Raw genomic sequence first — 13,988 nt, forward strand, 5'->3', positions numbered from 1 at the left:
GGGCTCACGGCGCGAGAAACGTCACCACTTGTTCGGCATCGAACGGCCAGTGCAGCTCAGCGCCGGTGTCACACCGCCGCAGCACGGGAATGATCAGGCCGTAGCGCTCGAACATGGCCTCGTTATCGGCAATGTCGACCAGTTCCACCAACAGGCCATAATCGACGAAAGGCATCAGCACGGCCTCGGCCACTTCGCACAGGTGGCAGCCGAGGGTACCGAACAGTTGGCATTCAGGCAGCATGGGGCGGGTCTCGGTTTGGCTTTGGAAAAGCCTATTCTAGGTCCGTACCGCCCTGCGCGCACCTGACCTCGCTCAATCCTGACTGGTTGCACCGATGCGGTGCAGCGACAGGTCCGCGCCCTGGAACTCCTGCTCGTGGCTCAAGCGCAAGCCGTGCACTGCGCGGATTGCACCGTAGATGGTAAAGCCCCCCAGCAATGCCACCACTACCCCCATCAAGCTGCCCAGCAACTGGCTGACCAGGCTGACGCCACCCATGCCGCCCAGCGCCGCCTGGCCGAACACGCCGCAGGCAATGCCACCCCACACGCCACACAGGCCGTGCAACGGCCACACACCCAGCACGTCGTCGATTTTCCAGCGGTTCTGTGCCGCGGTAAAACTCCAGACGAACAGCACCCCGGCCACCAGGCCGGTGGCCAGCGCGCCAATCGGGTGCATCAGGTCGGAGCCAGCACAAATCGCCACCAGCCCAGCCAGCGGCCCGTTATGCAAGAACCCTGGGTCGTTACGCCCGGCCAGCAGCGCCGCCAAGGTGCCCCCGACCATGGCCAGTAACGAGTTGATCGCCACCAGGCCGCTGACCCCCTGTAAGGTCTGGGCGCTCATGACATTGAAGCCGAACCAGCCAATGATCAGGATCCACGACCCCAGCGCCAGGAACGGAATGCTCGACGGTGCGAAGGCCACCAGGCGCCCATCGCGGTACCGCCCGCGCCGGGCGCCCAGTAGCACGACGGCGGCCAGTGCCAGCCAGCCGCCCATGGCATGCACCACGACGGAACCGGCAAAGTCATGGAACGGCGCGCCAAAGCGTGCTTGCAGCCAAGCCTGCACGCCCAGGTTGCCGTTCCACACCACGCCTTCGAAGAACGGGTAGACAAACGCCACGATCAACGCCGTGGCACACAGCTGCGGGACAAAACGCGCCCGCTCGGCAATCCCTCCAGAGATGATCGCCGGGATGGCCGCCGCGAACGTCAACAGAAAGAAGCATTTGACCAGCGCATAGCCATGGTCGGCTGCCAGTGCCGTCGCCGACTGGAAGAAGTTCACGCCATAGGCGATCCAGTAGCCGATGAAGAAGTACACCAGCGCCGAGATGGCAAAGTCGCTGAGAATCTTCGACAACGCATTGACCTGGTTCTTGTGCCGCACGGTGCCCACTTCGAGAAAAGCGAAGCCAGCATGCATGGCCAGCACCAGAATGGCGCCCATGAGGATGAACAGGGTATTCGAACCGTGGACCAGAGAGTCCATCGCGCTGTGCATGTGTTCCATGAAATAGGCAGACCTGCTGAAAAGGCACCAGGACAGTTCAAGAACCTGCATCCCTGCACCGAATCGGTGCCAGCCCCCTGCCCTATCGGATGACATGGGCGAGGCCTGCGTGGTTTTTTCTTGGGTTTGTCGTGGATTGGGTTAAGGTTTAACGGTACACGTCACGCACGGTGCCCTGAATCGGCGCAATGCCCGCCAGTGGCGCCCCGCAACGTGGCAAAGACTTAGCAAAGCCCATACCAGCACAGGCACTTGAACCTTCCGCGCGTGCTATCACTCGAACTACCATCACACATCGACAGGGAGAGACCCCATGGCCAGCAAATCGGCAAAGACTGCGCAAGAGATATTGATGGCTGACTTCCAGGCCCTGGTCCGCGATACCGAGAAGCTGCTTGCCGACACGGCGAACCTCGCCGGCGACCAAGCGGATGAATTGCGCGAGCAGATCCACGACCGCCTGACCCAGGCCCGCGAAACCCTGCAATTGACCCAGGAATCGGTGCGCGACCGTGGCCAGGCGGCCCTCGGCAGCGCCGAGCAGTACGTACAGGAGAACCCCTGGCAGGCCATCGGTATTGCCGCAGGCGTCGGTCTGTTGATCGGCCTGCTGGCCAGGCGCTGAGAGGTCACCCATGGAGAATGACGCCATCGGCACCAGCGCTTCCGGCAAGCGCCTGGGCGCGGCCATGCTCGGGCTGCTGCACAGCCACATCGAACTGTTCGGGATCGAGCTGCAGGAACAGAAAGGCCGCACCTTGAGCTTGTTGCTGTTCGCAGGCTTGGCACTGGTGTTCGCCCTGCTCTTGCTGACAGCACTGTCAGGGTTGCTGTTGGTGCTGCTGTGGGACAGTTATCGCCTGGCGGGCATCATCGGCCTGTGCGTGTTCTATGGATTAGCCGCGCTGTACTGCGGGTTGCGTTTGAAAGCGGCAGTGTTCGACGAGTCATCGCCTTTCGGCGCGACCCTCGAAGAACTCGCCAAGGACCGGGAGCGCCTGTTGCCATGAGCCTGCCTGAACTCCCCAACACCCGTAACCCACGCGAACTGCGCAAAGCGCTGCTGCGCCTGCGCATGGAGATGCACCGCCAGGAAATCCGCCACGAGTCGGGGCAGCTGCTCGAACCCCTGCAGCGCATACGCGGCATGGGCAGTTCGCTGCACGGGGGGCTTGGCATCAAGCACGCCCCGCTGTGGGGCATTGGCGCCGTGGTCGCCTTGGGCTTTTTGACCGGCAAGGGCGTACGCAGCGGCAACCTCACCCGGCTGGTACGCCTAAGCAGCAGCTTGCTGCCGCTGATCCGCCTGTACCTGCAAAATGGCCGGCGACCCTGACATTTAGCCCCCAACACGCCCCGTGTAGGAGCAGCCTTGTGCTGCGAAGAGGCCGGTGCAGGCAAAGCAGATACCTGCAGCCCACACCGGCCTCTTCGCAGCACAAGGCTGCCCCTACAAAAAACCGCGTCAACCTTCAGCTTGCATGGTGCCTCTCGACCCAGGAAGCTATGCCCATCGACCGACAGGAGATCGAGCCTTGGACTGGCATACCCTGCTGACCCGCGAACGCCTGGGCAAAGCCCTGTACAGCCCCGAAGAACTCGGGCGCAGCCCCTTCCACAAGGACCACGACCGGATCATCTTCTCCGGCGCCTTCCGCCGTCTGGGGCGCAAGACCCAGGTACACCCCGTCTCCAGCAACGACCATATTCACACGCGCCTGACTCATTCACTGGAAGTCAGCTGCGTCGGCCGCTCGCTCGGCATGCGGGTGGGCGAAACCTTGCGTGACAGCCTGCCGGACTGGTGCGAGCCCAGTGACCTGGGGATGATCGTGCAATCGGCCTGCCTGGCCCACGACATTGGCAACCCACCGTTCGGCCATTCCGGCGAAGACGCCATCCGCCACTGGTTCCAGCAGGCAGCAGGGCGTGGCTGGTTGGACGACATGAGCGACGACGAGCGTGCCGATTTCCTCAACTTCGAAGGCAACGCCCAAGGCTTTCGTGTCCTCACCCAACTGGAGTATCACCAGTTCGACGGCGGCACCCGGCTGACCTACGCCACCCTCGGTACTTACTTGAAGTACCCCTGGAGCGCCCGTCATGCCGATGCCCTGGGCTACAAGAAACACAAGTTCGGCAGCTACCAGAGCGAACTGTGGCTATAGAAAACAGCCAAAAATGACATTTTTTGAAAATCAACAGCCAAAAAGTTATAAGTGAAACTATTTCGGCATAACAATGCAGCTTGATAATCAAAAAAAGAATAAGGAGGGTTTTGCTGAGCTTGAGCATACCACCATTGGCGAGAGCCAATCCACCTAAATTCGCTCCCCGCCCATACCGCTAAACTGTCGAGCCAAGTGCATGGCGTAGTTATCGGTCATACCACTAACGTAGTCCAGCACCTGCATAATTGCCGAGTAATCTCTCGAAACATTTCCACAAGAGTTTATAGCATTCAAGTCAAGCCCTAACAAATCAACCACACGCTTGGTCTTTGAGTCAGCTACTCCGCCGTTCTTAGCAAAACTTAAAGCTGCCGAACAACTAACTTGCAACAACGTTGAAATAGTGCTGTATGCCCCAATTTCTAGCTCTACCTTACGAGGATGCTGGAAAATTTCCTCTCGGGCAAGAACCTTGGCCGCACTTACGCAATCACGTACATTGTTACTGCACAGGTCAAATATACCAAGAGCGTTCCCGGCCATAATCTGATCATAATTACCCATAAATGCAGCCACTCCGGCATCTACAAAGGCCGAGATTACCTTACCGCGAGCCATCGACAACCTACGTCCAACTTTCATTCCCTGCGTTTCTTTGGCCAACTGATCCCGTTGCTGCTCATCAAGAACAAGGCACAAAATATCAAAAACCTTGTCCCATTCGAGAATACCCATCTCCACACCATCCTCCAAATCAAGAATGGCGTAGCAAAAATCATCTGAAACTTCCATCAGGTTAGCTAGCGGATGCCGGCAACGCCAGCCATCACCAAGCTTTAATAACCCCGTTGCGTCCGCCACCTCATCGAAAAAACCAAGCTCCGAGCAGTAAATACCGTATTTATTCTTAATAGGCCGCAACTGATTGACTGCATCACCTGCCATCCACGGATACTTTATAAAAGCCCCCAATGATGCATAAGTTAGACGCATACCCCCATCATACGGATGATACTCTGAGGTTGTTAACACTCGGAAACCTTGGGCGTTCCCTTCAAATCTACGGAAGTCAGTAGCTTCATTGAAAGGCAAGTGCTCAATCATCTTCGCACCTGCATCATTAGTGAACCAATGACGTATGGCCTCTTCACCAGTGTGTCCGAATGGTGGGTTGCCAATATCGTGAGCGAGACATGCAGTCTGTACGATGTCGCCAATGTCCGAAGCTGAATAGTAATCAGAAATTAGCCTTTCCTTCAAAAGCTCCTGTCCAACTCGGACTCCGAGTGTCCTACCTACACAAGCCACCTCCAAACTATGGGTCAGGCGATTATGCACATGGTCATTGGTCGCCAGAGGATGTACCTGAGTCTTTCTTGCAAGGCGTCTGAACGCACCTGAGAAAATGACTTTATCGTGGTCCGAATGGAAGGGGGAACGACCAAGCTCCGACTTCGGTGGCCGCCCGCCTAAGCGAGTGGTGTTCAGTAGCATTTCCCAACTCATATTCGCCATGTTCACTCCCCCAATTTCCTCTGAACTTAATGAAGAATAGAAACTATTCAAATGCCAAAATGACCAGTAAAGCTACGATAGGATTTCTTCAGTTCATCCATATCGGTAGGCGTTGGCGAGAAAATCGCAAAAAGTGACGAATAAATTTTCTTATCCCGCCTTAAATCACCGGTCCAGATCCCTTTTGGTATCGATCGAGTAATTATGCAATCAAAGATTTGATCATTAAATTCCAAAACTAGATTCTGGCAAATATTGAAAACATTATTCACTGAATCTAACGTTGGTGAAATTGGCTTCTCTAAGTAAATAGAAAATTTATCAAGCCCAAGCTCAATCGCATTTTTTGAACCCAAAAGTCCTGATCGGTGAGCTATGCAGTGCCTCAAGTGACAGACTTTTTCAAACTCATCAAGAGCTGAATCTAAAGCAGGAATCTGTTGAGGATTGATCGACAAGCCAAGAAAGTTTTTAATATTTTTCAAAATCGTTTCTTTACTTACAAAAGTACTGTCTTCAAGCAATGCCTCTGGCAACAAATGGGAAAGATGAAATAGAACAGCCCCATAGGAAACTTTGTTTCTATAGCTGTGTGCTCTTGAATCTTCATCCGTTATGAGAACGCGTCTGATAATGGAGCGGAAATAGGATTCAACACCTGACACTATCCCAATAATTGCGAGACTTGCTTTGGTTCTCCACTCTTCAGAATCGTCCTCTCTACCAAGAATCCTCGTTAAAATCTCACGTTGACTGATAAAGCGAGAAATAGGTGATGAATCCACCAACTCAACATCTTTGAAGTAAATTGTCGAGTCAAATTTAGATGATGTCCTAGGGCCTGAGACGAGACTCTTGTAAGGTGCCTGCTTCGCTTTCATACTAAGAACTCATTAACCCACTGATTGATTCTTCTATAAATATCTTCTGCCCTAGCGGCCTTAACCCTATGTGCCTTCTGAAGCTCGTTGGCAGGATCCTGACTCCGAATAACATCCTCTACAGTTTTGAAACTTGTAAATGTATCAATCGCTTTAATTTGAAACTTAGTCAAGGGCAGCTCAGAAAGAGGTTTTGCCATACATTCTTTGAATGTTGAATGATCAACTAAAGGCTTACCACACTCATGACAGAACTTTTGCTTTTCAGTCATGCGTTCAGCTTGACAATTATTACAAGGCGGCAGATTAAGATTTAGCTTAAATAGTTTTTCTTTTGCAATTATTGACTCAAAAGACGGTCTTGACGGATGTTTGGCCGACTTCTTCTTTAATATTTCAAGCAACTCCGCAGGCTTAAAACCTCTACTTTTTGTCAAAACTCTGCTTTCGAACAATAAGACCACATGCGGGATAAATCGCCTCAACTTACGCCCCGGCCCATGCGAAACATCATCTGCCTCGTAGAGCAATCCAGCCTCTATCAAGAATCTAATCATCCTCTCAGCTTTGACCGGGATACCAGTAACTCCAACTGAGATAACTTTCTCAAAAGTATCCTCATCCCTCTCGATTCGTTCGTGATTGAACCTCTTGAGGTTTGCGACCACATTAATTAAAAAATCCTCTCCTAGCTCAATAACCCCTTGATACTGTTTAAGCTTATCACCTATAGACAAGTATTCAGCCAGCATATACTTTTTTCTGTCAGCGATAACCTTATTAAATCTCGACTGAGTGCTCGTTGTTTGCAACTGCTGATACTCCCTCACCATCATAATGTAGGCTCTGGGAATACCAAATGCCGCATACTTAAAAAGAGTAAGCACCTCTTGCGGAATAGATACATCTGATTCGAATCTATTCTCAGTTAATGAACTCATGAAATCTATATACTTAGGATTTTCTACATTGAGCCATACGTGAATAGGTTCTGCATCATGCCCTAAATGGAAACGCGGACCATACTGGGTCGTCCCCGGATAAACAGACGCTTTTGGAGAAATATGAGCCGTTTTCAAACTTCTGAAAATCTCAAAGAATTCAACCATGTATTCCGGCGTGAGCGTTAGTGCGGCATCATCCAACAGTAACACCGCACGTTTTCTACCCGTCTTTTGAATTGCGTCTTCCAAATACCCTTGGGTCTTTTCCACAGAGATCGTCTGCACAATAGCATCATGAATAGAGCTATATTGCTGCTTCTCTACTGCCTCAATAAAATCTTGGAGAGTTTGTGGCTCCAACTCACTTTGCTCAGGAGTAATATCATAGGTTTTCAGACAATCCAGTAATATTTTGCTGAGCACCCATGCGTGAAAAACACCTATTGCGTTAGATGTTTCATTTAGGTACGTTTCCAAGCGAAGGTAGTGATTGAAGGACACATAGATGGGCAAAGGCTTAGCTTTATCTTCTTTACAGGTGATATATGCAAGCCTCATGTGATGAGTCTTGCCGGTCCCCCTTGGCCCTATGAGTAGTTTTGCACCTACTTGAAATAACTTTTTCTGTATCTCATCAAAATACTGTCCCTTTGCAGTCCTATCTTTAATATAACTGTCGGGCAGGTAATCTGCTCTCTCCTCAAACTCATGAGACTCTAGCTCCTTGAAGTCCATCTCTTCTTGCGTGTTTTTCATAATCTGTTTCCTTTACAGAGCCTCTGATTTTTGGTATTTTGCAGTATAAATTTCTGAGGTTTTTTTGGTGTCATTGGAGCAATATTACACTGAAGAGGGGATTGGGGAAAGACTGGCCTCAATGTTGCCCGTTATGAATCCGCATGAATGTGTCGAGCTAAGTGCGGGCGAAGGTGCTCTTTTGCTCCCAATAATACGCAAGTGGCCAAATATAAAGATTACCACATGCGAGCTTGACCCTCTTAATGTATCAAAATTAAAATCGAGCTTTAAAGGAAAGCACCATAACATTGACGTCCTCTCAGACTCTTTTGAAAAGGCATTCAAAGGGAAACTTGCGAGTTTCGACTTTGCTGTAAGTAATCCTCCTTTCTCATGGAGGGACACCTCAGAGTACGACATTGCCATTCTGGAAACTTTTGGGTTACGCGACCTATTCCCCGGCTCACGCATTCGTAGTGAAGTACTATTCATTTTACAATATCTGCGATTACTTGCGGAGCTTGCATGCGTGGCCTTTATTCTTCCAGAATTTATAGTTTGCTCCGCTGCATTTTCAAAATTTCGCTATCGCCTGCTAGCTTTTTGCAACGTTGTGTCTATCGCTGAAATAAATAGCGGTGCATTCAAAGGAACCGAAGCTAAGACGTACATTCTGATTTTAAAAAAGGGATGGAGCAGTGAGAGCTTTATTTACACCGACACCTCAGGATCTTCGGTGAAAAAGCAGCAAAAAGATTTTTGTGTAGGGCTCAAACAATTGCACTTAGACTCCCTGCCTTATTCTGATGCCGATGAGTTCTCTATAAAAAGAGGAACACTTTCAGGAAAAGAATGCAAATCGCTAGGCTTACCGTTCTTCCATACAAGCGGGTTCCATGAAAGTGCAACAGATGTGGTTTCCTTACAGCTGAGATCAGGGGTTATCACAGGAAAAAAAGTTCTCACCACTACAAAAGGTGACATACTAATCAATCGCGTAGGTAGCAGAGTAGTTGGGCGTGCTGTCATTGTTGAGGACGGTCAATACTTAGTTTCGGATTGTGTATTTAGGGTACGTCTTCCGTCATCCGTCTGCTCCAAAACTTTCTTAACCTTCTGGATGAAGGAGGTTTTCCCTAATATCACCCTAACAGCCAGAGGAACTTGTGCGAAATACATTACTATCAATGACGTAGCTGCATTCTTAAGAGAATTCTTAAAAACTATAACACCTAGCCACACAGCATCAACCCGCTGACTATAAAATTTTAACAACGCGAACTTCTTAAGATACTCGTGGCCGCCGAGCATTCCCGCACATTCAATACATTCGATTCATTATAGCCTCTCAAGCGAAGTATGTGAAAAGACCTCATCATGATGTAAATATTGTTGGCCATGGGATTGTTAGCCACTCCACACATAATGACGAGGCCGCCCCTTATTGAGCAATACTTTCTAGTGACAAAGCTGGCTTCAACTCCTCAAACTTTTTAGCCGCATCTTGCAACATCAATTTACGACCAGCATTTTCTTTTGAGTTGTGAATCAGACAGGAAATCATTATAGGAATTGATGCCGCAGCGGTCCCACCTATATAACCAAGCCACCCCTTTGTTATGTAGGTCGCCAAGCCTACTCCCGCCAAGCACACTGCTGAAACAATCTTGGTAGCACTAAAAACTTTCATACTCCCATCTTCGTAGTAGCTTTGATCCATAAAGATCATAGCACCAGCTAAAAACGTTCCAGAACCGAAGCAAGCAAGATAACCGAAGTCTTTAAATGTGTATTCACTTACTTCTGCAGCATATCCTAACGGATATACCTTACCCATTGGAGTGACTTGATAGGCAATGGGCTCACCGCTTTTGAATGCCATGAGAATTTTTTGGCCTACTGGTGCGTGCAGGCTTTCATTGACGAGTTTGATCGGCAAAAGATCCCATCAGGAAACTCAAGCACTACATCCAAAACCACGTCGGTGCTGACGGTATTGCTAACAGATACATTTCTGCCTTGTCCGCTAGCGGTTACCGAGCCGGATGTATGAGAACTCACAACCTTGTCTCTTACAATAACGGGAAGACACTTAAAAACGGGGGAATCACTCATGACCATTCCTTAGTAGATCAATCCACTTTCTTCAGCACTTTCCAGACGCTTGCCTTGCGTCTTAGGACCTTCAGGGAACTCTTCCACTCTTTTTAAGATCAACTGGTCTTGAGTTGTAGCGGTATTATCATATGCCACCCACTCCAGAGTGTTACTATCGACCAATCTGAATTGTAAATTTTGGTCACCCGTATCCGTAAACTCGATGAACCCTACCCGAGCACTCTGCCTTGCAAACAAGCCATTATCATATTCTTTAATTTTTGTTCGATACATGTACTTATCGACCTTAAAGAAATAGGCATCCTTAATCCACCTTTCAGCATAGGGATCTTTCCGCTTCAGATTTTCTTTTTCATAGAAGACGAAGCCGACACCTTTATCGGACACCCATTTATGCCCTAAGACCTTCTCAGAGAAGGCAGAAATTTGCGTTCCGTACTCCATGCTCGTGCGATCTGGTGGTAGCTCTTGCTGCTCAAATTTAAGCGGAGCGGCAATTGCACCGCTGACCCCTAGGCAGCAAACCAAGCCGAATGCAAGCTTCATCTTCATCCCTGTCTCCAAGCGTGACTCTCTTGCCCCACGAAATGGAGGCACGTCGCCAGTATCTCTAAGCTTCGTGTTCCGAGCAACCACTCTCAGTGCCGATGTCAAGTGAAAAACTCCAGCGAGTCTGCTTACGGCGGACATCGACGATTCAGGTCGTAGCCGAGATTTTTCCTCTTTAAAACAGTGACTTAGCAAACTTTACAAATGGTTGTTAAATTGTCCGCAGTGGGCTGCCACTGCTCGAACAGATCGCCCGCAAACTGGGCCTGCCACAATTGGAGGACCAGCGCTGGGCACGCCACCCTCTGGTCTACCTGATGGAGGCCGCAGATGACATCTGCTACGCGCTGATCGACCTGGAAGACGGCGTGGAAATGGAATTGCTGCAGTATGCGGAAGTCGAGGCGCTGCTGCTCGACCTGGTAGGTGACGACCTGCCGGAGACCTATCGCCAACTCGGCCCCCGCGATTCGCGCCGGCGCAAGCTGGCGATCTTGCGCGGCAAGGCCATCGAACACCTGACCAACGCCGCCGCCCGCGCCTTCGTCGAGCAGCAAACGGCGCTGCTTGGCGGGCACCTGAGCGGCGACCTGGTCGAGCATATGCACGGCCCGGCCAAGCACTGCGTACTGCAAGCCAAAGACATGGCGCGCAACAAGATCTTCCAGGATAAACGCAAGACCCTGCACGAGATCGGCGCCTACACCACGCTCGAGATCCTCCTCAACACCTTCTGCGGCGCGGCCCTCGAACAGCATGGCGGCCGCACACCATCGTTCAAGAGCCGCCGTGTACTCGACCTGATTGGCAACAATGCACCGGACCCGCACGCCTCACTGCACAGCGCGTTCCTGCGCATGATCGACTTCATCGCCGGGATGACCGACAGCTATGCCAGCGAAATGGCCCGCGAAATGACCGGGCGCTCCAGCCCGACCTGAGCCAGACAGGTGCAGCCCGTGCTAAGGCGCTCGCTGCACCTGTCTACCTAGGAAACTTCCTACCTATGCCCGTCACTGATAAACAACACGACTAACAATCAATGAAAAGTTACCAAACAAGGTTTGACATCGAGTTCCATACGCTCATTGCGTAGCCCAATTTGTTTTATCCTGTAAGCCATTTCCCATATAGAGCTAATAGCCCTTCCTCGCATGCCCGATGACTTCCAACTGGGATAAGGTGCCAGCCGTCACCCTCACTCGCCCGCAGGGAAGTTGAACATGCATTCCGTATTTATAGTCGACGACCATCCCGTTATCCGTCTGGCCGTCCGTATGTTGCTGGAGAATCAGAACTACAAGATCGTCGGCGAATCGGACAATGGCGTAGATGCCATGCAGATGATTCGAGAGACCACGCCCGACCTGGTCATCCTCGACATCAGCATCCCCAAGCTAGACGGGCTGGAGGTACTTTCCCGGTTCCAGGCCATGTCCCTGCCACTGAAGGTGCTGGTATTGACCGCCCAGTCCCCGGCGTTGTTCGCCGTGCGCTGCATGCACTCGGGCGCTGCAGGCTATGTGTGCAAACAAGAAGACCTGAGCGAACTGCTCAGTGCAATCAAAGCCGTGCTGGCCGGGTATAACTATTTCCCCAGCCAGGCCATCAAACACAATCAGACGGTCAATGCAGACCTGCAACTTTTCCGACAGGTCAATGACCGTGAATTGATGGTGTTGCAACTTTTCGCTCAAGGCCGAAGCAACAAGGAAATCGCCAAGGGCATGTTCCTTAGCAACAAGACGGTCAGCACCTACAAGAAGCGCCTGATGCACAAACTCCAGGTCGACACCTTGGTGGACCTGATCGAAATGGCCAAACGCAACGCGCTGGTCTGAGGGTTTCATGGCGCGCCTTCTCGCCCGGCTGTTACTCGCCCTGGCGCTGTTCAGCGCTGGGGCCCAGGCCCACCAACACAGCGCTTCTGCCTACGCACTGCTGGCACGTTCACCGGCAAAGCCAGCTCCGCTTTCGCTCACGCCCCAACAACACCAATGGCTCGAAAGCCGTCACGAACTGGTGCTGGGCACCTCAGCACCCGACTACCCGCCTTTCGACATCACCAGTGGCGGGCGTGACTATCAAGGCCTCACCGCCGAATATGCCAACCTGATCGGCCTCGCCTTGCAGTTGCCGGTACGGGTGCTGCGCTTTTCAAACCGTCAGGCTGCCGTCGATGCACTGAAACGCGGCGACATCGACCTGCTCGGCAGCGCCAATGGCTATGAGGCAACCACGGACGGCCTGGCACTTTCGCACCCTTACGCGGTTGACCAACCGGTGCTGGTCACCCGTGAAAACGAAGGCCGCGCACTGGACATGGGCCTGGAAGACATGCGCTTGGGCATGCTCTACCACTACCTGCCAAGGCAGGAGGTTGGCAGCGCCTACCCGAAAGCCCATCTGCTGGCGTTCGGCTCGTCTTCCCAAGCCTTGAATGCCGTGGCATTCGGCCAAGCCGACGTGTTCATCGGCGACACCATCTCCACCCACTATCAACTCAACCGCGGCCACCTGCCTGGCCTGCGCATTGCCAATTTCAGCAAGCACGAAGCCATCGGCTTCAGTTTTGCAGTGCGCCAGCAGGACACGCTGCTGATGGAGCTGGTGAACGCCACGCTCGACAGCCAGTCCGCCACCTTGCGCACCAGCATCTTCAAGCGCTGGAGTGCAGGCAGCGACCTGCTGTTGACCGACCGCAAGCTGCAACTGACGAAAACTGAGGAATTCTGGCTGCAACGCCACCCCGTCATGCGCGTGGCGATCGACGACACGGCAGCCCCGGTGTCCTTCTTCGACAGTTCGGGCTATTTCAGGGGCATCACTGCCGACCTGCTGGAGCTCATCCGCCTGCGCACCGGCCTGCGCTTCGAGGTGCAGCGTGCCAGCGGTATCGCCGACATGATCGCCCGGCTCAAGGACGGCCGGGCGGATGTAATTGCGGCGCTCACCACCGATGGCGTGGCCAAGCAGACCCTGCAAATCAGCCGACCCTACCTGGACAGCGTCTATGTGCTGGTCAGCCTCGCTGACAAGGGGCAATTCGCCTCCCTGGAACAGCTGAAGGACCGACGGGTCGCGATTACCCGATACAGCGCGATGGACGTCATGCTCTCCACGCGCTATCCGCGCATTGGCCGGATCGAAACCGAGAGCACCTTCTATTCCATGGCCTTGCTCAAAAGCGGCGCTGTCGATGCCGTGATCACCACCTTGATCGATGCCAACCATGCTGTGGCCGCCAACCCCGACCTAGTGTGGTGTTTCAGAAGTACCGCTGAAAATCTGAGCTAGGCTCTGTAGAAGCTCACTATCCAAGGGCATCGACATGGGTCGACCAGCAACCGTCATTATCCTTTCCGAAACTGAAAAGTCAGAGCTGCTACGCCGCATCAAGCTCCGTAAAGGCGCTCAGGACGCTCGATTGCGCGCGGAGATAATCCTCGCCTGTGCCGCAGGCGAGTCAGGAAATGACATCGCTCAGCGCTTGGGTACCAGTAAGGATGTGGTGTCACGATGGCGACAGCGTTTCTCTAAGTTGGGG

13 protein-coding genes and 3 pseudogenes are annotated in these 13,988 nt (G+C 52.3%); 9 read left to right on the forward strand and 7 right to left on the reverse strand.

Annotated elements, in window-relative coordinates:
• Positions 1 to 4: 4 nt before the first annotated feature.
• Both QOS90_RS24850 and QOS90_RS24855 read right to left on the reverse strand, forming a co-directional pair.
• Positions 5 to 244, reverse strand: a complete 240-nt coding sequence (locus QOS90_RS24850) for a glutaredoxin family protein (protein ID WP_027596653.1) — start codon at positions 242 to 244, stop codon at positions 5 to 7.
• 72 nt (positions 245 to 316) lie between these two features.
• Complete coding sequence (locus QOS90_RS24855; protein ID WP_085274198.1) at positions 317 to 1,525, reverse strand: ammonium transporter; 1,209 nt, start codon at positions 1,523 to 1,525, stop codon at positions 317 to 319.
• A gap of 313 nt (positions 1,526 to 1,838) precedes the next feature.
• Here QOS90_RS24855 and QOS90_RS24860 point away from each other — a divergent pair, with 313 nt between their 5' ends.
• The 4 genes and pseudogenes from QOS90_RS24860 to dgt form a co-directional block, all read left to right on the forward strand.
• Positions 1,839 to 2,150 (forward strand): ElaB/YgaM/YqjD family protein, encoded by a 312-nt coding sequence (locus QOS90_RS24860; protein WP_027596655.1) that lies wholly within the window; start codon positions 1,839 to 1,841, stop codon positions 2,148 to 2,150.
• Positions 2,151 to 2,160: 10 nt separating this feature from the next.
• A complete protein-coding gene (locus QOS90_RS24865) occupies positions 2,161 to 2,535 on the forward strand; it encodes a phage holin family protein (RefSeq protein ID WP_027596656.1) in 375 nt (124 codons plus the stop codon).
• On the forward strand, positions 2,532 to 2,861 hold the full coding sequence (locus tag QOS90_RS24870) for a hypothetical protein (protein WP_085274197.1): 330 nt from the start codon (positions 2,532 to 2,534) through the stop codon (positions 2,859 to 2,861). Before QOS90_RS24865 ends, QOS90_RS24870 begins: the two co-directional genes overlap by 4 nt.
• Positions 2,862 to 3,060: 199 nt before the next feature.
• Positions 3,061 to 3,684: pseudogene (dgt, locus tag QOS90_RS24875) on the forward strand (dGTP triphosphohydrolase); the annotation flags it as partial.
• 162 nt (positions 3,685 to 3,846) lie between these two features.
• Here dgt and QOS90_RS24880 read toward each other — a convergent pair.
• Genes QOS90_RS24880 through QOS90_RS24890 form a run of 3 tightly spaced genes read right to left on the reverse strand, consistent with a single transcriptional unit; the run spans position 3,847 to position 7,792 of the window.
• Positions 3,847 to 5,211, reverse strand: a complete 1,365-nt coding sequence (locus QOS90_RS24880; protein WP_237144277.1) for a deoxyguanosinetriphosphate triphosphohydrolase — start codon at positions 5,209 to 5,211, stop codon at positions 3,847 to 3,849.
• 47 nt (positions 5,212 to 5,258) lie between these two features.
• A complete protein-coding gene (locus QOS90_RS24885) occupies positions 5,259 to 6,092 on the reverse strand; it encodes a hypothetical protein (RefSeq protein ID WP_143491110.1) in 834 nt (277 codons plus the stop codon).
• Positions 6,089 to 7,792 (reverse strand): zinc ribbon domain-containing protein, encoded by a 1,704-nt coding sequence (locus QOS90_RS24890; RefSeq protein WP_054890152.1) that lies wholly within the window; start codon positions 7,790 to 7,792, stop codon positions 6,089 to 6,091. Before QOS90_RS24890 ends, QOS90_RS24885 begins: the two co-directional genes overlap by 4 nt.
• Before the next feature lie 67 nt (positions 7,793 to 7,859).
• On the opposite strand from QOS90_RS24890, the gene QOS90_RS24895 reads away from it, so the two are divergent.
• A complete protein-coding gene (locus QOS90_RS24895; RefSeq protein ID WP_143491109.1) occupies positions 7,860 to 9,032 on the forward strand; it encodes an N-6 DNA methylase in 1,173 nt (390 codons plus the stop codon).
• Positions 9,033 to 9,215: 183 nt separating this feature from the next.
• On the opposite strand, the gene QOS90_RS24900 is transcribed toward QOS90_RS24895, so the two are convergent.
• Positions 9,216 to 9,656 (reverse strand): hypothetical protein, encoded by a 441-nt coding sequence (locus QOS90_RS24900; protein ID WP_143491108.1) that lies wholly within the window; start codon positions 9,654 to 9,656, stop codon positions 9,216 to 9,218.
• 242 nt (positions 9,657 to 9,898) lie between these two features.
• Positions 9,899 to 10,444: a hypothetical protein gene (locus tag QOS90_RS24905; RefSeq protein WP_054890155.1), complete on the reverse strand. Its 546-nt coding sequence runs from the start codon at positions 10,442 to 10,444 to the stop codon at positions 9,899 to 9,901.
• 218 nt (positions 10,445 to 10,662) lie between these two features.
• Here QOS90_RS24905 and QOS90_RS24910 point away from each other — a divergent pair.
• From QOS90_RS24910 to QOS90_RS24925, 4 genes and pseudogenes are all read left to right on the forward strand, one after another.
• A pseudogene (locus QOS90_RS24910) lies at positions 10,663 to 11,382 on the forward strand (deoxyguanosinetriphosphate triphosphohydrolase family protein); the annotation flags it as partial.
• Between the two features lie 282 nt (positions 11,383 to 11,664).
• Entirely contained in the window at positions 11,665 to 12,282 is a 618-nt protein-coding gene (locus tag QOS90_RS24915) for a response regulator transcription factor (protein ID WP_027596659.1), read from the forward strand.
• Between the two features lie 7 nt (positions 12,283 to 12,289).
• A pseudogene (locus QOS90_RS24920) lies at positions 12,290 to 13,702 on the forward strand (transporter substrate-binding domain-containing protein); the annotation flags it as partial.
• A 70-nt stretch (positions 13,703 to 13,772) separates the two neighbouring features.
• The coding region (locus QOS90_RS24925; RefSeq protein ID WP_283600556.1) for a helix-turn-helix domain-containing protein at positions 13,773 to 13,988 on the forward strand (216 nt) is incomplete at its 3' end.

This window comes from Pseudomonas sp. LAIL14HWK12:I10 (assembly GCF_900184205.1).
In the GTDB taxonomy this organism is placed as follows: domain Bacteria; phylum Pseudomonadota; class Gammaproteobacteria; order Pseudomonadales; family Pseudomonadaceae; genus Aquipseudomonas; species Aquipseudomonas kermanshahensis.